The sequence below is a fragment of the Phytopseudomonas punonensis genome, assembly GCF_900142655.1.
In the GTDB taxonomy this organism is placed as follows: domain Bacteria; phylum Pseudomonadota; class Gammaproteobacteria; order Pseudomonadales; family Pseudomonadaceae; genus Aquipseudomonas; species Aquipseudomonas punonensis.
In genome coordinates, this window is sequence record NZ_FRBQ01000003.1 from 371,552 (window position 1) to 393,003 (window position 21,452).

Annotated in this window: 18 protein-coding genes and 1 pseudogene; 11 read left to right on the plus strand and 8 right to left on the minus strand. The window is 57.8% G+C overall.

The genetic code is table 11. From position 1 onward, the window contains the following. Positions 1 to 92 precede the first annotated feature (92 nt). On the minus strand, positions 93 to 647 hold the full coding sequence (locus tag BUC40_RS11740; RefSeq protein ID WP_073265814.1) for a nucleotidyltransferase family protein: 555 nt from the start codon (positions 645 to 647) through the stop codon (positions 93 to 95). Between the two features lie 180 nt (positions 648 to 827). On the opposite strand from BUC40_RS11740, the gene BUC40_RS11745 reads away from it, so the two are divergent. Both BUC40_RS11745 and BUC40_RS11750 read left to right on the plus strand, forming a co-directional pair. Beyond that, positions 828 to 1,301, plus strand: coding sequence for a hypothetical protein (locus BUC40_RS11745; RefSeq protein ID WP_073265816.1), 474 nt, complete (start codon positions 828 to 830; stop codon positions 1,299 to 1,301). Continuing rightward, positions 1,288 to 1,647 (plus strand): hypothetical protein, encoded by a 360-nt coding sequence (locus BUC40_RS11750; protein WP_073265818.1) that lies wholly within the window; start codon positions 1,288 to 1,290, stop codon positions 1,645 to 1,647. Before BUC40_RS11745 ends, BUC40_RS11750 begins: the two co-directional genes overlap by 14 nt. Positions 1,648 to 1,737: 90 nt before the next feature. Here the strand turns inward: BUC40_RS11750 and BUC40_RS11755 are convergent, their stop codons facing one another. Continuing rightward, positions 1,738 to 2,643, minus strand: a complete 906-nt coding sequence (locus BUC40_RS11755) for a LysR substrate-binding domain-containing protein (protein ID WP_073265819.1) — start codon at positions 2,641 to 2,643, stop codon at positions 1,738 to 1,740. Positions 2,644 to 2,802: 159 nt separating this feature from the next. Here BUC40_RS11755 and ycaC point away from each other — a divergent pair, with 159 nt between their 5' ends. From ycaC to BUC40_RS11785, 6 genes are all read left to right on the plus strand, one after another. Beyond that, a complete protein-coding gene (ycaC, locus tag BUC40_RS11760; RefSeq protein WP_073266233.1) occupies positions 2,803 to 3,435 on the plus strand; it encodes an isochorismate family cysteine hydrolase YcaC in 633 nt (210 codons plus the stop codon). A gap of 335 nt (positions 3,436 to 3,770) precedes the next feature. Further along, a complete protein-coding gene (locus BUC40_RS11765; protein WP_073265821.1) occupies positions 3,771 to 6,242 on the plus strand; it encodes a sensor histidine kinase in 2,472 nt (823 codons plus the stop codon). Next, entirely contained in the window at positions 6,232 to 7,290 is a 1,059-nt protein-coding gene (locus BUC40_RS11770; protein WP_073265823.1) for an HD domain-containing phosphohydrolase, read from the plus strand. Before BUC40_RS11765 ends, BUC40_RS11770 begins: the two co-directional genes overlap by 11 nt. A 59-nt stretch (positions 7,291 to 7,349) precedes the next feature. Beyond that, entirely contained in the window at positions 7,350 to 8,975 is a 1,626-nt protein-coding gene (locus BUC40_RS11775; RefSeq protein WP_073266235.1) for a methyl-accepting chemotaxis protein, read from the plus strand. Between the two features lie 63 nt (positions 8,976 to 9,038). Further along, entirely contained in the window at positions 9,039 to 13,118 is a 4,080-nt protein-coding gene (locus BUC40_RS11780; RefSeq protein ID WP_244160637.1) for a CHASE domain-containing hybrid sensor histidine kinase/response regulator, read from the plus strand. Positions 13,119 to 13,122: 4 nt separating this feature from the next. After that, positions 13,123 to 14,118, plus strand: a complete 996-nt coding sequence (locus tag BUC40_RS11785; protein ID WP_073265825.1) for a GGDEF domain-containing protein — start codon at positions 13,123 to 13,125, stop codon at positions 14,116 to 14,118. 46 nt (positions 14,119 to 14,164) lie between these two features. Here BUC40_RS11785 and BUC40_RS11790 read toward each other — a convergent pair whose 3' ends face one another. The 3 genes from BUC40_RS11790 to BUC40_RS11800 all read right to left on the minus strand — a co-directional run bounded on the left by BUC40_RS11790 (position 14,165) and on the right by BUC40_RS11800 (position 17,871). Next, positions 14,165 to 14,599, minus strand: coding sequence for a hypothetical protein (locus tag BUC40_RS11790; RefSeq protein ID WP_073265827.1), 435 nt, complete (start codon positions 14,597 to 14,599; stop codon positions 14,165 to 14,167). 94 nt (positions 14,600 to 14,693) lie between these two features. Continuing rightward, on the minus strand, positions 14,694 to 15,122 hold the full coding sequence (locus BUC40_RS11795) for a hypothetical protein (RefSeq protein WP_083593466.1): 429 nt from the start codon (positions 15,120 to 15,122) through the stop codon (positions 14,694 to 14,696). 241 nt (positions 15,123 to 15,363) lie between these two features. Beyond that, entirely contained in the window at positions 15,364 to 17,871 is a 2,508-nt protein-coding gene (locus tag BUC40_RS11800) for a mechanosensitive ion channel family protein (protein ID WP_083593469.1), read from the minus strand. Between the two features lie 484 nt (positions 17,872 to 18,355). On the opposite strand from BUC40_RS11800, the pseudogene BUC40_RS11805 reads away from it, so the two are divergent. Beyond that, positions 18,356 to 18,712: pseudogene (locus BUC40_RS11805) on the plus strand (FdhF/YdeP family oxidoreductase); the annotation flags it as partial. A gap of 218 nt (positions 18,713 to 18,930) precedes the next feature. After that, positions 18,931 to 19,836 (plus strand): SDR family oxidoreductase, encoded by a 906-nt coding sequence (locus BUC40_RS11810; RefSeq protein ID WP_073266240.1) that lies wholly within the window; start codon positions 18,931 to 18,933, stop codon positions 19,834 to 19,836. Positions 19,837 to 19,954: 118 nt separating this feature from the next. Here the strand turns inward: BUC40_RS11810 and BUC40_RS11815 are convergent, their stop codons facing one another. Further along, positions 19,955 to 20,173 (minus strand): hypothetical protein, encoded by a 219-nt coding sequence (locus BUC40_RS11815; protein ID WP_073265831.1) that lies wholly within the window; start codon positions 20,171 to 20,173, stop codon positions 19,955 to 19,957. Between the two features lie 218 nt (positions 20,174 to 20,391). Here BUC40_RS11815 and BUC40_RS11820 point away from each other — a divergent pair, with 218 nt between their 5' ends. Then, a complete protein-coding gene (locus BUC40_RS11820) occupies positions 20,392 to 20,829 on the plus strand; it encodes a hypothetical protein (RefSeq protein WP_073265833.1) in 438 nt (145 codons plus the stop codon). 2 nt (positions 20,830 to 20,831) lie between these two features. Here the strand turns inward: BUC40_RS11820 and BUC40_RS11825 are convergent, their stop codons facing one another. Both BUC40_RS11825 and BUC40_RS11830 read right to left on the minus strand, forming a co-directional pair. Then, on the minus strand, positions 20,832 to 21,098 hold the full coding sequence (locus BUC40_RS11825) for a DUF1652 domain-containing protein (protein WP_073265835.1): 267 nt from the start codon (positions 21,096 to 21,098) through the stop codon (positions 20,832 to 20,834). Positions 21,099 to 21,188: 90 nt separating this feature from the next. Beyond that, positions 21,189 to 21,413: a PLD nuclease N-terminal domain-containing protein gene (locus BUC40_RS11830; RefSeq protein WP_073265837.1), complete on the minus strand. Its 225-nt coding sequence runs from the start codon at positions 21,411 to 21,413 to the stop codon at positions 21,189 to 21,191. Positions 21,414 to 21,452 lie beyond the last annotated feature (39 nt).

The following is a 21,452-nucleotide window of genomic DNA, read 5'->3' on the forward strand; positions in this document are numbered from 1 at the left end:
TCCACCCTACGGCCAGGCCCATGGGCAGGCGCGTCGACCTTGCCCTCGGTAACGCTGCGCTCGACCCAAGCGGCTTGCCTGGTAAGGCTGGTTTAGTCGATCACGGTCAGATCAGGCCATCTGGCTAGCCACTGTTTGCTTTGCAGGCGCTCCAGAAACAGATGCCTTTTCTCGTCTCGAAACTTTCCGGCTGGCCGTACCACGAGGTCGAACAGGTCTTCCAGGCCAAATGGCGCGGCAATCTGCAGTTCGTCGTTGGCATTGAGGCGCACCGCGACTGCCGTTGCGGTCTCGGGCCAGTACGTCATTGCATCCGTCGCTGATTCATAAGGTCGATCACCATTGCGCAGGTGCATGCGTGCCTGGTTTTTCACCGACCAGTTCAGCGTGTTGTCGACGCGCTGCAATTGGGCTTCGAGCTGACTGTCTTGCTCTTGCGACGCCCTGTCCGTATCGAACCAGATCACATCGATGTCAGGCGGCAAGGGTGAATGCGTCCGCTCGTGCAGGCGATCCCAGACAGCACTGCGTAGGAAGCCCGCGGCCACCCAGCCATCCGGAAGGTGCAGGTCGCGCAGGTGCTGCAGTATTCGCCAGCGATGTTCGTCAGTGCTGAGCAGAGTCTGAATGCAGGTGAGGTGGTTCATGGGCGAATCGTATCAGGCGCAGCATGGTCATCCACGGCTCTACGAATGTGATCGTGGATTGAGCGGCGCACCAGGGATTTATTTCTTTTGTGCGTGGTCATTCACGGTGGATTGCGTGTTGCTTCGTCATGCTTGTTCAGCAACATCGTCACCGACCTGCGTACACATAAGGAGCATGTGATGGAAATGAAAATACTGGCCAGCGGTATTGGCGCAGCACTGCCCAAGACCAGTATTGGTTTCAGCCTGTTCAGTGGCGTTTATATCCAGCTAAGACGTTCCAGCAGCGACCAGCCGCAGACTTTTGGCATTGCCTCCGGTCTCGAAATAGGTGGCAACAGCGGCACGTTGATCGCCGGGCATATTGAAACGGCGTGGATGAAGATCGATACCACCAAGCACGTCTGGTTGTGCAGCCGCTCTTCGCTAGTCGGCAAGTTGGGCGAGGTGGAATTGAAGGGCACGCTGGCATTCAGCGGTACCATCGACGTGAATTTCACCATCTTCGATGCGAACAACGAGTCCACGTTCTCGCTCAGCCGCATCAAGGTCGAGTCCAAAGGTGGGCAACTGGCTGACACCAAGATTCGTGGCGTGATCAAGGACATGATGGGCAAGACCCAGAACGGGAGGGCACTCTGTGCACAGCCGTGACGTGGGGCGCTTCCCCCGCCTGAAGACCTTCTGCAACCTGATCCTGCTTGTGCTTCAGCTGATTACCGTGGCGGCGTACTGGGGGCTTGTCGAGGCAAGGCCCGGTTACATGGCCATCAGTCAGGGGCTTTACCCGGACAGTGCGTTGCTGATGAACAGCCGAGTCGCCGACTGGTTGGTGTCCATGCCAGCGTTTGTGGCGGTGGCGATGGTGTTTGCAGGAATTGTCGCCAAGGAATTTTTCGGCTTTTCCAAGGGGCGGCGGATACTCCTCAATCTGGTTCTGCTGATCGCGCTGGCGGCGGTGTTCGGCCTCGCGGCTGCGCAGCTTCACCCAGGCGTTTAAGAGAGCGGTAGCGAAGGGTGGATCGGGATGGCGCGCCTTGTTGCCACTCGACTTGTCCACCCTTTAGCAGAGCAAGCCATGGCTACTGACTTACGCCATATCGCTCTGCCCAAACTCCTCCGCCAGAAAGTCGATGAGCGTGCGCACCGACGGCAGCAGGCCACGGCGTGACGGGAAGATGGCGTGGACGATGCCGCATTTGGGTTCCCAGCCCGGCAGCATTTCCACCAGGGCGCCGGCGTCGAGATCCTCGCGCACCGCCACCCGTGGTACGTGGGCGATGCCGACGCCGGCCAGCGTGCCGTGGCGCAGGGCGATGAGGTCGTCGGTGACCATGCGCGGGCGGTGGGGGATGAGCAGCTTGCCGTCGCCCGGGCCGAACAGTTCCCACTGGTACTCACGCTGCGAGCCACCCCAATGCAGGCTCGGCAGCGCGCTCAGGTCAGCGGGCTGAAAACCTTTTGGCAATTGCTTGAGAAAGTCCGGGCGGCCGACCAGGCACTGGCGGCTGTTGCCCAGCACCTTCATCACCATGTCGGTATTTTCCAGCGGCGGGAAGCGCACACGCAGGGCGATGTCGAAGCCTTCGTGGAGCACGTCGACGCGCCTGTTGGTGCTCTCGATGAATAGCTCCACCGCCGGGTAACGCAGCATGAAGCGGGTCAGCATCGGCCCGACCCAGGAATTGAGCAGGGTGGTCGGGCAGGCCAGGCGCACTAGGCCGCGCGGTTCGCTGCGGTTGCGCTCGATCACCTCGGCAGCGCCTTCGGCCTCCACGCGCATGGCCACGCAGCGCTGGTAGTACTCCTGGCCAATCTCAGTCAGCGAGCAATGCCGACTGGTGCGCTGCAGCAGGCGCACACCCAGACGCTCTTCGAGCAGGGCGATGCGCCGGCTGAGTTTGGACTTGGGAATGTCCAGCGCACGACCGGCCGGGGCGAAGCCGCCATGTTCCACCACCTGGGTGAAGTAGTAGAGCGTGTTCAAATCTTCCATGGGTTTACCGTTCTGTAAATGGAACGCTAGAGGCGATTTTTGCCGTCTGGTGCGAGATGGGTGTCGAATTTAATCTTTCCCACATGCAGCGACAACTGCAAGCCACCCAAACGAATCAGCCGAATGAATCGGCAACCACCCAAGAAAGAGGATCGCACCATGACCAACTCCATCGCCTACAACCGCCTGGACAAAGACAACGCCGCCGTTCTGCTGGTCGATCACCAGGCCGGTCTGCTGTCGCTGGTACGTGACATCGACCCGGACAAGTTCAAGAACAACGTGCTGGCCCTGGCCGATATCGCCAAATTCTTCGACTTGCCGACCATCCTCACCACCAGCTTCGAAACCGGCCCCAACGGCCCGCTGGTGCCCGAGCTGAAAGAGATGTTCCCGGACGCGCCGTACATCGCTCGCCCTGGCCAGATCAATGCCTGGGACAACGAAGATTTCGTCAAAGCCATCAAGGCCACCGGCAAGAAGCAACTGATCATCGCCGGCGTAGTAACTGAAGTGTGCGTGGCGTTCCCGGCATTGGCGGCCATCGAAGAAGGCTTCGATGTGTTCGTGGTCACTGATGCTTCGGGCACCTTCAACCAGATCAGCCGTGACTCTGCCTGGCAGCGCATGACCGCCGCCGGCGCCCAACTGATGAACTGGTTCGCCGTGGCCTGCGAGCTGCACCGCGACTGGCGTAACGATGTGGAAGGCCTGGCGAAGATCTGCTCGGACCACATCCCGGACTACCGCAACCTGATGACCAGCTACTCCGCGCTGACCGGCAACAAGTAAGCCAGCCGACTCGAAAAAGGCACCTCTCGCAGGTGCCTTTTTGCATGGCCTTGAAACCTCGCCAGCGCAGCGGCAGCACGCCGTTTCGCTTGCCTGCGCCTGACACACCCGCTCACTAATGGCTCACCAGACCACAGGGCCGTTAGCCCGAATCAGCCGATTCCTAGTGCTCGGAATAGCGATCCACAAGGAAGCCCCTTGCAGCAACGTGCATGTCGCTACCTTCTATTGATTTGAGTCAGGCCTACTACTATTCGCTAGGTGTGAGAAAATATCGGAAGTGCCACTATATTGGCATTACGTCTGTTCGGCTGCAGCTAGGCGGAGCGTGTGCCATGAAAAGTGGGGCAAAGGTGAGTATCCGCCGCTGGATATGGAGCCTTTTCGTTCAAACGGCATTGATCCCACTCCTATTGGTGGAAACGCTGCTTATTGCGGCTTATTTGCACACCAACGCCTCGATCCGCGATGCTCAGATTGCCAACTTGCGATCAGTGGTACTCGATAACCTCAAGGCATCCTCCGCTCAAGAAACGCAAATCCTACAAGGCGAGCTCAGTCACATCGCCAAGCTGGCAGATACCTATGCCTCCCTCGCGCAAGATGCGTTGCGCTCCACTCAGGCGTTACCTCCTGCCAAACTTGGCGAAAGCGCTAATGGCGTTCGCTACAGCGAGTACGACGACGGTGGTTCTGCCTCGTTCTACTCCAGTGCCACGCCACTGGCGAAGCAGGATTTGCGCAAGGTCGCCGGTCTGGCGCAGCTGGATCCGTTCATGCGCGAAACCGTTCGCAATAACGATCTGGTATCGAGCATCTACTTCAACAGCTGGGATAGCTACAGCCGTAGTTACCCGTGGATCGATACGTTGCACCAGTTCCCTCCAGGCACGGTGATTCCTTCTTTCAACTTCTATTATCTGGCGACCGAAACGCACAATCCTCAGCGGCAACCCACTTGGACTGACGTTTATCTCGATCCGGCCGGACAGGGCTGGATATTGTCGGCAATCGCACCGGTCTTCCTGCGAGATTTTCTCAAAGGCGTGGTAGGGCTGGACATCACCATCGATAAACTGCTCGAACATCTCAATAGCCTGGATATGCCTTGGGGCGGCTATACCCTGATCGTTGATAAGCACATGGGTGTGATTGCGCTCTCCGAAGACGGCAAGACTGACCTTGGATTACAGGGCGTCAGGACAGATACCACATCGTCGGATGAGCCTTTGTTTATCCCCGATGCGTTCAACTTGCTCGAGCGAGCCGATACCCGGCCGTTAGCAAAAGCGATGGCTGACCGTGAGAGCGGGGTGGTGTCCATATCGCTAAGTGGTCACGAGCACCTGGCGGCATGGGCCACTATCAAAGCGACGAACTGGCAACTTCTGACCGTTGTCGAGGAACAACAGGTCTTCCAGCAAACCAACACACTGGCCGGCCAGTACAGATCCATCGGGTATCTGCTGATCGCTGGTCTGGTCGCGTTCTATCTGGTGTTTTTCGCCCTGATGTGGGGACGAATCCGCATCCTAAGCGACAAGCTGAATACCCCGATCCTCGGCATCGACTCGATGCTGCAGGACATTGGTGCTGGTAAATGGCGTCCGGCGCGGCCCGACACGAATATCGTCGAGCTACAGGGGATCATCGATAATGTGCTGGTGATGGGCGAAAAGCTTGAGTGCAGCTCGTCCCGCCTGGCCAGTGCCAACCAGGATGCTGAGCAGGGCAATCTGGCGAAATCGCGCTTCATCTCCAGCATGAGCCATGAGCTGCGAACCCCACTCAATGCGATACAGGGTTTTGCACAGCTGATCCGCATGAAGGGAAGTACCCGGGCAGAGCACGGTGACCAGGATTATCTGGAAGAGATACTCCTCGCCAGTCGCCACCTTAATCAGGTACTGGGCGACATTCTCGACTGGTCGACAGCTGAAGGTGAACAGCTTCGTCTCGATATGCGCAAGGTCGACGCTGCTGCATTGATGCATGAGTGCGCCGAGCTTGTGACACTGGATATGGCCGCCCATGGCTTGACTCAGCACCTGGACCTGCCAGCTGAAGCACTCCACGTGAGGGCCGATGTGCGCCGCCTGCGTCAGGTGTTGCTCAACCTGCTATCCAACGCCATCAAGTACAGCCGTCAGGGCACCGTTAGCCTTGCCTGCAGCCTGCGCGACAGCACCGTGCGGATGACCGTCAGTGATACAGGGCCGGGCATTGCGCCGCAGCACCACGAACACCTGTTCGAGCCGTTTCAGCGCCTTGGGCAGGAGAAGACCTCGATACCGGGTACTGGAATCGGTCTATCCATCTGCAGGGACTATGCTCGGTTGATGGGCGGCGAACTTGGCTTCCACAGTCAGGTCGGTGTGGGCAGCCAGTTCTGGATCGAGCTGCCTCTCTACATCGAAAGCGTGCCGGAGCGAGCCAGGGCGATACGTGTCTATCTCGGCGATCAGGACAAGACCAACATCGAGGCGGTACACAGCGCATTGCAGGGCATCACGGTCGAGCAGTTCGATCGCGGGCAGCATCTGCTCAAGGCACTGTTACGCGAGCGCCCGGATTTGGTGCTTATCAGTGGCGATCTGAGCGGCCTGGATGCGGCCGAGTTGTTGAGCGAGATCCGCCGCACGCCGCAGCTCTCGAGTGTGCCAGTTGTTCTACTCTGCAAGGAGGATCAAGTCAGGCAGATGGTGGCCCTCGGCGCGAATGGGCTGCTGTCGGTACCGATCGATGGGCTGGAGCTCCAGCAACTGGTCGATGCCCTGACTAACAAGGAGGTAGGCGGTGCTCTCTAAGAACTTCAGCCATTGTCGTGTCGTAATCGTTGACGATGTGGTTGCCAATGTACGTCTGCTGGAGTCGAGCCTAAAGGCATTCGGCCTGCGCAACACCATCAGCTTTTCGGATTCGGCCGTTGCCTTGGACTGGCTGAAGAAGAATCCCTGGAATTTGCTGTTGCTGGATATCGACATGCCGGCGCCGAACGGCTTCGAGATCCTTCGTCAGCTTGCGGATCGGGACCGTAGTGCCAGCCCGATCATGATCATCACTGCACTGGGGGATGCCGAGAACCGCCGTACCGGTCTGGAACTGGGCGCCAACGATTACATCGACAAACCTGTCGATCTGCCTGAAATCATCCTGCGTGTAGGCAGCAACCTGGCGCTGAGCGAGGCGCGAACAGCCTTGTTGAGCGCCAAGGCCGGGCTTGAGGACCGAGTGCGTGAACGTACGGCGCAGCTCGACGAGAGTTATGGCGCGGTAATCCGTACGCTCACCCGAGCCGCAGCTTATCGTGACAACGAGACGGGCAATCACATCAACCGGATCGGTGAAACCTCCGCTCTTGTCGCCAGCGTAATTGGCATGGATGAGGCCTGGATCGAGTTGCTTCGCCAGGCAGCCCCCATGCATGACGTGGGCAAGATCGGCATTCCCGACAGCATCTTGCTCAAACCGGGCGCTCTGACCGAGCAGGAGCGGCTGATCATGAATGAGCACCCACTCATAGGGTTTTCGATACTCAATGATGATCATCCCTCGGCGCTCACCCGGATGGCCGCGGAAATTGCGCTCAATCATCACGAGAAATGGGATGGCAGTGGCTACCCCAATCGGCTGCAGGGCGAGCAGATACCACTGAGTGCCCGCATCGTGGCGCTCTGCGACGTCTATGACGCGCTGCGTATGGAGCGCCCCTACAAGTCCGCATGGCCAGTCGAGCGGGCGCTCGCTCATATCCATGAGCAGTCAGGTTTGCATTTTGATCCTGAGCTTGTCGCAATCCTGGATCCCCTGATCTCCGATATCGAAGCGATTCGTCAGCGCCTCGGTGATCCGTAGCGCGATACCGATTTACCCGTAGTACCAGCAGAACCACCCATTACCACGAGTATTAGATGATGAACTCAAGATCGATTTCCATCGCTCCACGGGCTGCACTGGGCTTTTCGGTTATTGCGCTTCTGGTCTTTATCCTGGGTGGTTTCGCGCTCATGCAGATGTCGGTCATGCATGAGCGATCCAGCGAGGTCGAGCAGAACTGGGTACCCAGCCTCAATGCATTGGGTGACGTTTCGGAGGATATCTTGCGACTTCGTGCCGCCACCCTAAGGTTGCTGCTGAGCCAAGATCAGCAGCAACTGCAAAGCGGCTTCGCTACTGCACAGGCGCTGCGCGAAGAACTGCAAAAGGCCCAGTCTGGTTACCGGGCGCTTGTCAGCTCCGCAGAGGAGGAACAGCAATTTCAGCGCTTCGAAATGGCCGAACAGGCGTACCTCGAGTTGCAGCAGCAACTGACCAGGGATCTTGCAGAAAGCGACCGCTCAGCTGCAATGTCCATCGTCTATTCCGGCTTGAACCAGCGAGCCGACGAAATGATCGCCGCCCTGAACGAGCTGATCGCGCTTAATCGCGTCGGCGCTGCGGCTGCTGCCAGGGCCTCGAGTGACGCTTACAGCGTTGCACAGCACGGAACCGTGATGGCGATGGCGCTGGCCGCGATCGCTACCGTCTTACTGGCGACGATGTTGACCCGTAGCATCGTCCGGCCGTTGGCCGATGCCGTGCAGGTCGCAGACTCGGTGGCTGAGGGCGACCTGACGGTGCACATCGAGTCCGAAGGCAATGACGAGCTCGCGCGGCTGCTCAAAGCGCTCCAGAGTATGCAAGCACGCTTGCACGGTACCATTGGCCAGATTGCCCAGGCATCAAGTCAATTGGCCTCGGCGGCAGAACAACTGTCCACGGTTACAGAAAGCTCTGCGCGCAATCTTCACCAGCAGAGCCTTGAAATCGATCAGGCTGCTACCGCCGTTACCCAGATGAGCAGTGCGGTCGAGGAGGTTGCGCATAACGCGGCGAGTGCATCGAAGAGTTCCCAGGAGTCTGATCGCGTCGCCAAGTTCGGCGATGAGCGTATTCATCTGACGCTGTCGACTATTACGCAGTTGGCTGAAAACGTTGACTCGACATCGTCGAACGTCGACGTGCTGGCCAGCAAGATAAACGGCATCAGCAAGGTGCTCGATGTCATCCGCAGCATCGCCGAACAGACCAACCTGCTGGCGCTCAACGCGGCCATTGAGGCCGCTCGCGCAGGCGAGGCCGGCCGCGGCTTTGCGGTGGTGGCCGACGAGGTACGCGCGCTTGCCCATAAAACCGAGCAGTCCACGCGTGAGATCGAGACCATGATCGGCGATATCGAAATGGATACAGCCAAAGCGGTTAGCTCAATGGAGACCTGCAATGGCCTCGCCAAACAGAGTCAGGATGTGGCTCAGAGCGCTGGATCCGCTCTGGAGCAGATCATCGAGTCGGTTGCCAATATCACCGAGCGCAATCTGGTGATCGCCAGTGCGACCGAGGAGCAAACCCATGTGGCGCGGGAAGTCGACCGCAACCTGGTCAATATCCGCGACCTCTCTTTGCAGAACTCGGCGGGATCGGAGCAAGCCAGCCTGGCGAGTCGTGCGCTGTCGGATCTGGCGCTCGATCTGCAGGGGACGGTGGCGCGCTTCAAAGTCTAGAACCGCGTAGGCAAAGCCTCCCAATCATCGTCAAACTACCCGACACGCCAAGAGCCCCAGCCCATGAAAGTCTTCTCGCCGGCACGCATCACCTTCTGGATGGCCTTTGTGCTGATGCTTGGTGTAACGATCAGTTGGTTAGTCGAGCGCGAGCAAGACAAGGAAATTGAGAAACATGTGGAGCGTGCGCTGGCGGATGTAAGTCGAGAGGTCGAAATTGATTTGTTCGCCAGGCTACGCGTTTACGAATATCGGCTCCGCGGTATGCGCGGTGCGGTGCATATGCTCGATGCGAACAATGTCAGCACTAGCATCATGCGGCGCTATAGCCAAGGTCGCAATTTGGATAAGGAGTACCCAGGGGCTCGTGGTTTTGGGTTTATTCGTCGTGTCGCGGCTGAAAACGAAGCCGACTACGTCAAAAAAATTCGGGTTGAAGGACAACCTGAATTCAGCGTTAAGCAGTTCCAAAAGCATGATGGAGAGCGCTTCATCATTCAGTTTATTGACCCACTTGAGCGCAATGTACAGGCAATAGGGCTGGATGTTGCTTCGGAAACTGTCCGACGCATTGCAGCAGTTGGCTCGATGCGGACAGGGCAAGCGACTCTCTCAGGTCCTATAACTCTGCTTCAGGATTCGGGCCAAAAGCTCAGCTCTTTCCTGTTTTTGCTGCCGGTTTACAGCACGCCGGAAATACCGCCGGAATCGCAGCGAGAAGCCATGGTTATTGGTTGGACCTATGCTCCTTTGGTCATGCGCGAGGTGATGGGAAACCTCAACCTGCCTGACCACCGCCTGCATCTGAAGCTCTACGATGTCGCCTCCACCGGCGAGCAGCTGATCTACGAAACTCTGGAAGACGGCCCTGAGCCTGAGTTGTTGCATACCCGCTCGCTTGAGCGCGAAGTCTATGGCCGTCTCTGGCGGCTCGAGGTAAGCGCTCACCCGCTTTTCGTCGAAGCTGTCGACCCTACGCCACCGGGCCGCTTTTTTCTGATTGGCCTGCTGGCCAGCATTCTGTTGACCGGCCTGGTCGGCACCTTGCTGGTCGCTCGCCAACGCAAGCAGCAAGTAGCTGCTGAGCAAGGGCGCCTGGCCACGATCGTGGAGAACTCCAGCGATGCCATCATAGGTGAAGCTCTCGATGGCCGCATCATTACGTGGAACCGCGCCGCAGAGGTGATGTTCGGGTATGACGAGGCAGAGGTACTGGGCAGGCCGCTGGCGCCGTTGCTGGTACCTGCAGCGCGGCTCGCCGAGGATGAAGAGTTACTCGAACGCGTTGGTCGGGGTGATCGCGGGGCGCCGCTGGAAACCCAGCGTTTGCACAAGTCCGGGCGGTTGATCGACGTGACCATCACCTGCAGCTTCATCAGGGAGGCTGATGGTCGAATCCTGGGCGCGGCCAAGATGATGCACGACATCAGCGACAGCAAGCGCGTGCAGCGCTACCTGATGGAATTCAATGCCGAGCTGGAACAGCAGGTTAGTGAGCGCACGGCCGAACTGTCTCGGGTGGCCGGGCTGTTGCAAACGGTGCTGGACGCATCCTCGGAAGTGTCGATCATCGCGACCGATGTGCAGGGCGAAATCATCGTCTTCAACCGTGGTGCGCAACTGTTGCTTGGCTACAGTGCGGAAGAAACCATCGGCCGCAAGAGCGTTCTCGACTTCCATCTTCAGTCCGAAATAGAGGCGCGCGTAGAAGAGCTCACGGCAGAATATGGCGACTCCCTGGAAGGGGTAGATGTGTTTCGATACAAGCCTGATAAGGAAGGCGCTGAAACACGCCAGTGGACCTATGTCCGCAAGGACGGCTCACAGGTCCCCGTGTCGATGGTCGTGACGCCAATCCGCATGGAGTCGGGCGAGCTCAGCGGCTATCTGGGCATCGCTCAAGACGTAACCGAGCGGCTGCAGAGCAGCGAGCAACTGCACGCAGCCAAAGCTCAGGCAGAAGCCGCCAACGCCGCCAAGAGCCTGTTTCTGGCCAATATGAGCCACGAAATCCGCACACCGATGAATGCGGTAATCGGTGTGGCCCATCTGCTGCAGAACACACCGCTGGATGACCAGCAGCGCATGCTGCTTGGAAAATTGCAGATCGCTGGGCGATCGCTGCTGGGCATCATCAACGACATTCTCGATATCGCGAAAATCGAAGCGGGTGCGATGAAGCTGGAAAATGCGCCATTCAGCCCTGGCCAGGTGATGGATGACCTCGTCCAGCTCTTCACCCCTCAGGCCGAATTCAAGGGGCTGCAGTTTACCGTCGAAACGGTCGGGCCACTGCCAGGCTCACTGCTTGGTGATGCGCTACGAATCAACCAGATCCTCATGAACCTGATCGGCAATGCGCTCAAGTTCACCACCACTGGCAGTGTGAAAGTCACTCTGGGCTGTGATCAGCAGCCCGATGCAGCCTGTTGGCTGCACATCGGGGTCGCTGACACCGGCTGCGGTATCGCCGAGGACGTTGCCGAGCAACTGTTCTCACCCTTCACTCAGGCTGATGCCTCCACTACCAGGCGGTTCGGCGGAACCGGCCTGGGTCTGTCGGTCGTGCGCGGCCTTGCCGAGCAGATGGGCGGGCGAGTCGGGGTTCGCAGCCAGTTGGGGGCCGGTAGCGAGTTCACTGTCGATTTGCCTTTGCAAATAACGAATGAGTCGGACGAGCACGCCCGATCAGATAAAGCGCTCGATGTATGGCTGCTCGGTGATGGTCTCGATGAGGCTCAAAAGCTTACTCGGCTTGCCAAAGGTCTTGGTTGGCGCACGACTGATGTAGCTGGTCCGACCGATTTGCAGGCGCTGCTGGAGCGGCCTTGTACACAGGAGCATCGCCTTCCAGACGTCTTACTCGCCTCACTCGGCCAGGCACGGGTATTGCGGCAGGTGCTGCAGCGTTCTGGCTGCGAGCGACTGCCTCTACTGCTGGTTGAGCACGCGCATCAATCCGCCATGCAAAGCGAACCCTTAGAGCCTTGGCAGCGAGTAGTACCCAGTCCCTTGGACGGTGCGCGTTTGTTCAATGCCGCCAACGAGTGCCTGGCGTATTGCGATGGCGACACCACGCGGATCAATCACGCCAGCGAGTTCGATACTTCTGTCGCTCGCTGGCTGGAGGGCATGCAGGTACTGCTGGTCGACGACAGCGCCATCAATCTCGAGGTCGCCAGCTTGCTGCTTGCCCAGCAAGGTGCCCAGGTGCAGACATGCGGCAATGGTCGTGAGGCCCTTGAGCGTCTCGAGCGGCTGCCCGATCATTTCGATGCCGTACTGATGGATGTGCAGATGCCCGAAATGGATGGCTATGAAGCAACCCGCAGGCTACGCAGCGATCTTGGGCTGACTCTTCTGCCTGTGCTCGCCTTGACGGCCGGCGCCATGGCCGAGGAACGTCAGCAGGCCCAGGCGGCAGGCATGGATGATTTCCTGACCAAGCCTCTGGAACCTTCTGCCCTGATCCGTGCCCTGCGCCTTGCCGTCGAGCGCAAGCGTGGGCGTCCGTTATCGGTGCTGCCGCTGTCTTCGCCAAACAAAGGCCCGGACGATTGGCCCATTATTGAGGGAATTGATGGCCAGGATGTCGCACATCGGCTGGGAGATGATCAGGCGCTGTTCCAGTCCTCGCTGAAGCGTTTCTTCGCGGACTTCGTGGAGCTAGCTGACCGCCGCCTCCTATCGCAGCCTCCCCAAGAGCTGGCGGCGCGCTTGCACAAGCTACGGGGAACCGCGGCGTTGCTGGGTGCCAAGGACCTCGCCACTCGCGCGGGAAATGCAGAGCAGCTACTGCGTGAGGGGGCGGCCGATGCCGTTACGAAGCCTGCGCTCGAGGCGCTGTTGGCTGCCTATACCGAGCTGGAGGGTCACACCCGCCAGTTCCGCGAGATGGCACCCTCGTTGCCAGCGGACGATACCGATCAAGCCCAGGCGCACCGGGCGCTTGCCGTGCTTGAAGAACAATTGCGCAACCGCGACATGGCTGCATTGGAAACCTTTGCCCATGCAGCCAGTGCCATTCGCGAGATGGCGGGTGATTCTCAAGTGGCCGAGATGTGGCAGGCAGTCGACAATCTGGATTACGCGTCGGCGCTGGTGTTGCTAAACCAGGCCCGCGCCAAGACCAAGGAGCGTTAAAACGATGGAGCGCGCTACTACGATATTGATAGTTGACGATGATGTTTCTGCCGTCCGAGCCGTCAGCAAGGCCATCTCGGGGCTTGGTCAGGTTCTGTTCGCGACCCAGGGCGACGCTGCTGTTGAGTTGGCTCGTCAGCAGCAGCCCGACCTGATACTGCTTGATGCGCAGATGCCAGGCATCAGCGGCTTTGAGGTCTGCCGCATTCTCAAGGGCGACCCATCGACCAGCAACATTCCAGTGATCTTCGTCACCGCCCATACCGAAGCGAGCATGGAGGAGGAGGGGCTGGAGCTCGGCGCCGTGGATTTCATCGGCAAGCCAATCCGCCCTGCCATCGTCGCCGCGCGGGTCAAAACCCATCTTCATCTGAAGCTGGCAATGGACCGATTGAACCGCCAGGCGCAGACCGACGGCATGACCGGATTGGCCAACAGACGTGCGCTGGATCAGTCGATCGAGCGCGAATGGCAGTCGGTACTGCGCACGCAACGTGCGTTTTCGCTGTTACTGCTCGATATCGATTTCTTCAAGCGCTACAACGACCATTACGGCCATCTTATGGGCGATGAATGCCTGAGCGCTGTCGCGCGCGTGCTTGCACGCTGTGCAGAGCGCCCCATGGATCTGGCGGCACGGTATGGGGGCGAGGAGTTCGCGATCGTGCTGCCCGAAACCACGCGTGATGGCGCATGCCGGGTTGCCGACAAGGTCATCGAAAATGTACGCGCCTTGAACATTGCGCATGCCACGAGTGAGCTTGGCGTTGTGACTGTGTCAGTGGGTGTGGCGAGTTTCGATGCACAGAGCGCCGGCTGGAGCCTGCTGAATCAAGCATCAGCCAACCCATCGGAGCTGCTGTTCAGCGCTGCCCAATTGCTCAGCGTGGCAGACAAGGCGCTCTATGCCGCCAAACAATCTGGACGTAACAGCAGTCGGTTCGAGGCGATAGAAGCGCGAGCCTTCGATGAACCGGGCATGCTCACAAGCTCCAACTGAGATACACCTGGCGCGTCATGCCGAGCTGCAGGCGATCTGGCCTCTCTCAGATCGCTTTCGAGTTGGGGTAAGTCGCCAGATACCGCGATAGTTCATCTCTACCAAGCGCCCGGTAAGGTGCGCCTGGGCCATCGCCCGGGATGAAGTATGTGTCTGCGTTTGGGTATCTGTCCCGCGCTTTGACAACATTGTCCGGCGGTAACCAGGGCAGAACTATCGAGCCCGTCTGAAACGAACTGCAGCCGCATAGCGAGACAAGATGGATCGTTCTTTCTCCGCCATGCCTGAGAACCGTTACCTCGTGTTCATTGAGAAGCTGCTTTGCAGTCATGGCGCCAAGAAGCTTCTCCAGAGGGGCGTTGAGGTTTCTAATGTCCCTTGGTACTGCCAGGAGGGTGTGGCGGTGTTTGTCCATCGCCAGTCCTAGAACTCGGACGAGTTCGTCCGGGCAAATACCGTACTTGAGGGTGTGGTACAGCATGCTTTGCATCCTTGCGTCGTTGATCCAGATCCTTGAGGAACCAAGGTGTTAGATAGAGCCCCCTGGGTCGCATAAACTAGATTCCCTGTGCGACTCAGCCCTTTGATTCCCAGCCATTGACGACGCTATCGTCAATGGTGATACGCAATCCGTAGCGGTTCTTGCCTTGAAGGCGATATTTCCAGACCTCACGCATTTTAGTTTTCAGATATTTCTGATCGATAGCGCTTGGGGCGCTAATCGAGTCGATGAGTTGCGACTGCGTCATGCCATCCCAGATGTTCCCATTGAATATCGCCTGCACCGTCGCCTCGTCGCCGTAGCGACTGCGCAAATACTTCAGGCGGTTTGCGCGCTTACGATATCGATAGAGTAGATAAAGGGCGGCAGCTGAAACTGTTGTGCCGAGCAGAGCCGGCCAGGCACCCGCTTCAGATACTTTTTGGAAGACGAATAGGGGAATGCCGATAAACAGCACAAGCCCAAATAAGGCCTGCTGATCCTTTGTGCTGATTTTTGCCATGACCACGACCTGAGTATTCTGCCTCTTGCGTCAGATGGAAACCATAGAAACCATCGTTTCAAACTATCCAAGCCCGGTGACCACCTCGAAGCACAAAGCACTGGTTTTGGAGCAGCATAGAAGTTTGAAACTAGTACCGGCTGTCGTCGTTGAAGAACGCGAGAAAAATGGTCACACCTTTTGATGTTGAAACGAATTCAAATGTGCTACGGATAAAGTTGTTTGAATCACCCTTACATCATTAAGTTGACGGCTGCAGTGGTTTTTGCTCTTGCACGTTATGCAGATTTACATCTACCAGTCTGTAAGGCACCGAGATGCCTGCCTGTTGTAAAGCTGCCAGTAGTCGAGTAAGTATCTCGCCACGTAGCTTTGCCCAGATGCTTATATCGTGCGTCCATGCGCTTATGGTGAAGTTTAGGGCGCCGTCACCGTAGCCGGTCATCATGACCAGGGGAGCAGGTTGTTCTGCCACACCTGGCACTTCACGCAAGGCATTACTCAAGACGCTCATGACCATCAATGGAGCAGAACCGTAGGCGACGTGTACCGGTATTTCAATGCGGCGACTTTTATCAAACATAGTCCAGTTGGTAAGGTTACAATTGAGTAGCATTCCGTTAGGTACGACCACATCTGCACCATCGGCCGTTCGAATTATGGTTGAGCGTAAGCTGATCTCGCGCACCGTACCAGCCGTTCCAGCCGCATCGACTAGGTCTCCAGGTTGGATCGGCCGTTCGAACATAAGCACCAGACCGGACACGAAGTTGTTCACCACGTTCTGTAATCCGAATCCTATGCCAACACCCAATGCGCCGAATATCAAGGCCAGTTGACTGACCTTGAACCCTGCCGCAGACAGTGACACCAACAAGCCGAATAGCAGAACGGCGTAGTAACTAAGCGATGCAATGCTATTGCCGACTCCTCTTGGCAACTTGGCATGGTTGGGTAGTTCTGCACGAAGCAGTCGGCGTACGACACGAGCCGCCCACAAGGCGAGCCAGGCCGACAGCATAAATACCAGCAAATCACCAAGGTTTACCGAAACCTCTCCCACCTCAATGCCAAACTCCATGACTGCACTACTCACGCTATAAAGCGGTCGCAGCACGCGGAATCTATCCATGCTGTATAAGAGCCAGCCAATTGCTGCGCCAAACATCAATAGGCGAGTGAATGCCGATTGCAAAGCCACTTCCTGATGCAGCACAAAATGACGATTGGCAAGTTCGGGTTGCCCTAGCAAGGCACGAAACAGTCCCACACAGGCGGACACACCTGCATAGAGCAACAGGGCCATGTATCCGCTATCGATTACGCCACTGGTCAGCGTCTCGGCCAATGAAATATTCCCGAGGATGTTGGCGGCAACGGCTACCATCAGCATTGCTGACGCTGCCCAGCCAATGGGGCGCATTATTCGTTGCAATCGACTATCACGCTTCTGGGCTGATGGGGCTGCATGCCACAACAACCAGAGGGTGAGCATCAGTGCAAGGCCAGTCATTGCAAGAAGGTAAGTTCGATAGATCTCGGTATCGCCCGCAGTCACAATTCCAAGGCGATCAAGGCCGTACATCGCGATAGCAATATATGGCCACATTCCAAGCGCGCGCAGTACACCACTGGGCAACAACCGTAGGACGGGTATTAGCGCTACCAGCAGCGCGGCTTCTTGAGCTAACAACGGAGCATCTGGCTCTATTACCAAGACGGCAAGCATGCATAGCAGCAGCCAGGTTGAGAAAGGCCGTCGTAATGCACGTGCCATGTGATGCACTTCTTGCTTTTGGGGCATCGTGCGACGGCTACGGACGACCAGCCATAAAATTAGCGGGAGCAGCAGAATCTGCAGCAGCGTGAGAGCCTGCTGATTGCGAGTACCAGCCGAGTGGTAGTCGCGCGCGAATTGTTCTTCTATCTCCAGGCCTCGCCATATGGCAGACCAACTTGAAGCTTCTTCTGTACGAGGCCCAAAGCCCTGCCATAGAGGCGCTACATCAACTCTTAACAAACGCCGATCCAAATCATCAAGTGCTGCAGCCACCTCGTTGCTACCTGCTTCGATAAGGGCTTTGAGGTCACTTGCTTGCTGCATGAGCGCGAACTGCCGAGCAAGTTCATCGCTTAGACCGGACTCGGCAGCCGTGATCTGCATCAGTATGCTATCGATGCGATCGGAGAGAACTGGAGGTAGCTCGTCTAGCAACCCCGCAGCCTGAGTAGATGCCCAGACGGAGCGGCGCTGAGCCAATTGCAGCGCACTGCCGGAGTAGGGGCCAAATGCGCGGCGCGCCTCCATTTCCCAGCGCTCTAGGCGACGAGCATCGAAATGCCAATGTCGAGCCAGGCTCTCAATGCGCATTACGGGCAATTCACCATATAAGACGCTGTGTGAAGTCTGCTGTTTGGCGTGAACTGGTCGAGCAATGTCATTGAGCGAAACACTTAAGTGCTCAACCGGGTCAGGCGAGGCCAGCAGACGCTTTGCCCAGTCCACTCGCTGCTGATCTTCTTCGGCACGTTCTAGAATATGCGTCAGAGCAATGGGCTCTGCTCTGGTCGAAGGTGTGTCCGGTGTTACTGTACTGTCGGTAAAGGGGGCTGCATTGGTTAACCCCGTAATGCACATAAGAAATGCAGCCGTGACCCACCACCAAACAGTGTAAGGCAAGGTTAAATTCTGCATCACGCGCATTATCGGATCGTCCGTGGTAAGCAGTTCGGTTATCTGCTTGGTCATCGAGGTGCAGAAGCTGTCACCGCTAAAACCTAGACTAAAAACCTCATACCCGCAGTAAACGCCTTAATCTACCTCTTCCCTCAATGAGGAATCGGCAGACACGGAACACAGCCAGCCCTGCACGATTCGCACCTAAGGCATGTTGGAAATTCAGTGACGATTGAGCGATCCAAAGCGTATTATCGATGCAGCAATGAGTAGGGCGTGGCGACTGCTGGAGACCAGCCTTTAACGCCTTCTTGATCGAGCTCCTTGCGCATTAGTCGAGCGACCCAGTGTAGACACCACGCTTGCCCATTGCCGACAGCTCAGCTTCGATGCGGAGATGGCCTGTAATCAGGTTCGTTGGCTGCGGTTTTTTCGTATGCGAACTGTTCGAATACTCTTCACCTCTGCATATCCATGGACATCATAAATTTAGCGTGAGCCCAAGGCTGCCGCCAAGTTTGTGTATGTCCATGCTTTGACAGCTTTCCTTTACATCGACGATCGCTTCCGCGGCGTGCATGGCACTCGCTCGGTAACCACCACGTACACCTACGATATCGTGCGCCTGGGGCTGGCGGGCGGTGATTGGGTGGATGTGACCACGGCGGTGGAGCCCGAGGTCGAGCGACGCGTCGGGCCGCTGCAGATTCTCGCTTACGACATTCCCCAGGGCTGCTGCGCGGCTTACTACCCAGAGTGCAATCCGCTGGTGCCGCTGTGGCACCACGCCGAGCGCAGCAAGGTACCTGCGGCCAAATCGATTCCGGTGAGGCTGAGGCTGAGGCTGAGCAGCGCGGTGGCGTTCGGCGATGCGCGCCCGCAGCGGACGATGTTGATCGCCGCGCAGCGTTGATCGGCTTCAACAATGCTCCAACCGTCGCGCTTGTTTGAACAAGCGAAACGGCGGGGCAATCCTCGAGATAGAGCGGTTTCTGCCCACTGCTCGGACGGGTTGAACTTCAAGCGGCGGGCTTTCCTCCCAACTTGGAACGCAGGTGATTTTACCTGCGGCGATTGCGCTTCAAACGTGGCGGCAACCGTGAATCCACCAGCAACCAGCAGGAGAATCCGATGACCCGCAACACCACCAACCAGTTCGCGATGCAGAACCCGTTGACCCAGTACCCGCAACCTGAATTTCCCGCACAGCGCCAGACCGAGCCAGGCCTGGATCTGAAAATGACCCCCGAACCGGACCATGGCGAAGAGAGCTACGTCGGCTTCGGGCGCCTGGCCGGGCGCAAGGCGCTGATCACCGGCGCCGACTCCGGCATCGGCCGCGCCGCAGCCATCGCCTATGCCCGCGAAGGTGCGGACATCGTGCTCAACTACTTGCCCGAGGAAGAGCCGGACGCCCAGGAAGTGATCAAGCTGATCGAGGCCGAGGGGCGTCGTGCGGTGGCCATTCCCGGCGACCTGAAAGACGAAGCCTTTTGCGTATCGCTGGTACGCGATGCCGTCAGTGCACTTGGCGGTCTGGACATTCTGGTCAACGTGGCCGGCAAGCAGATCACCCAGAAGCATATTTCGGAGATCACTACCGAGCAGTTCGACCACACCTTCAAGACCAATGTCTACGCCATGTTCTGGCTCTGCAAGGCAGCCGTGGCGTATATGCCACCGGGGGCGGCGATCATCAACACGGCGTCGATCCAGTCCTATGATCCGTCCGGCACGCTGCTTGATTACGCCTCCACCAAGGCTGCCATCGTCGCCTTCACCAAGGCGCTGTCGAGCCAAGTGATCGAACAGGGCATTCGCGTCAACGCGGTCGCGCCGGGGCCGATCTGGACAGTGCTGCAGCCCACCGATGGTCAGCCGCACGAGAAGATCCCGACTTTCGGCTCCCAAGTGCCGATGAAGCGCCCGGGCCAGCCTGCCGAATGTGCACCGTTGTATGTGTTGCTGGCTTCCCAGGAGTCGAGCTACATCACGGGTGAAACCTTTGGGGTTACCGGCGGCAACCCGCTGCCATAACCTGTTGCGGCCTGCAGTACGCCCGCTGTGGGCCGCATCTTATTGCGTTCGGTTGCTACTGATTCAGTAAATGCGCTGATCGACCGACGATATGGCCAGCCAGCGATAGCGGTGTCGCTCAATCGTCGAGTTTGCGTCTGGCCTGTTCGGATGCCTGACGAATCTTTTCCGCTTCCTGCTCCTTGGTCTTGATCGAGGTCGGCGTAATCGCCCGGTCGACCGCTTCGGTCTTTTCGCCGGGGCGCTGGTTTTCCTTTTTCACCACGTTGACGTCTTCGCCTTCCACGTCCTTGGCAGGGCTGTTCGGTGGTGTCTGGTCGATAGGTTTCTGGCTCATTGGAGAGTCCCTTTTGGCTGAGTGAACAGGCCTTTAGATGCACGCCCCTGATAGTTACGAGGCCTCGATCGGCCTGCGAGTTCGAACAATTGATGGACTGTGTCCGGATGCTTCGAAAGCGCGTATTTCGGGCGTTTGCACTGCAGAAAACCGGAATCTATGGGCCTCACCCGGATCGAATTTAGAGACAGCCAATAACCACCATGCGGGAGAACACCATGGGCGAATTCAGAATTTATCTCGACGATGAACTGCAATGTGCAACCACCTCGCCAGTGCTGGCGCAAGCGGCTTGGCACCGCGCTTCACGCGATGGCCGAGTGGCCGAGAAAGGTGGTTGGGTGCGTGCCTACGAAGGCGAAGTTACCGTGGCGGAAATGCACCCGGAGCCGCGTGTGGGCCACGCCTGGCCAGACGGACGTGACCATCAGGCCGATCTGCGTGATGTCTGGGATAGCCTGCTGCGGGTGCTCGATCAACAGGGCTTGGATGATCAGATACTGGCCTCGGCTCTGAACAATTTCGGGCTCAAGACCACAAGCGTGCAAGCCTCCGTGCAGGACGAGCTAGGCGGGCGTACCGTGCCATCGGCCGCTGAGTTGGTGGTGTTGCTCGATGCGGTGCATCAGGAACGCCGGCGCGCATCCGAGGTATGAGGTCAGGTGCGGCGCATCTTGTTCACGCAGTGGAGCCTGAACAGTTCGGGCTTCTCACTGCGGATGCGGTTTTCTATCAGCTCAATGATGGCAAACACTTCGGTCGGGGTTAGTGATGTTTTGCACGGGATGTCACTGACCTCAATTGAAGTAGCTGAATCACTTTCCTTGAGTATTACGCACATAGTAAATGGCGACTGCAAAGACACGTGTACAACAAAAGGCTGAAAATAGTTGTACAGCAATGCTGCTGCGTCCAGGAATCTCATTGCGGCCACAATAATTGCTCTCGGTATTACTCCTTTAATACCGGCAATAGTGGCGGATCAACGGTCATTGTCAATTATAAACAGGGCTGGCTATTTGCTTTGTTCAGGCGAAGTAGGCGGCTTTGGCATACCGCGCGGGCCGGCAAAGCCCCAGATGATCAAACCAATGACTGGCACAAGAACGATCAGCAGTGCCCACATCAATCGGGTATTGAAGCTCTTCTCGCTGCGCCAGAGATTCATGATTGTCACCAGGTCAACAAAGGCGATGACGACGAATGCGCCGAGCCAGAACAGCAGGATTGGGTCGCTCATGGTGGGGCTCCTGTCGTGGCAAGGCTCGAGATGCCGGGC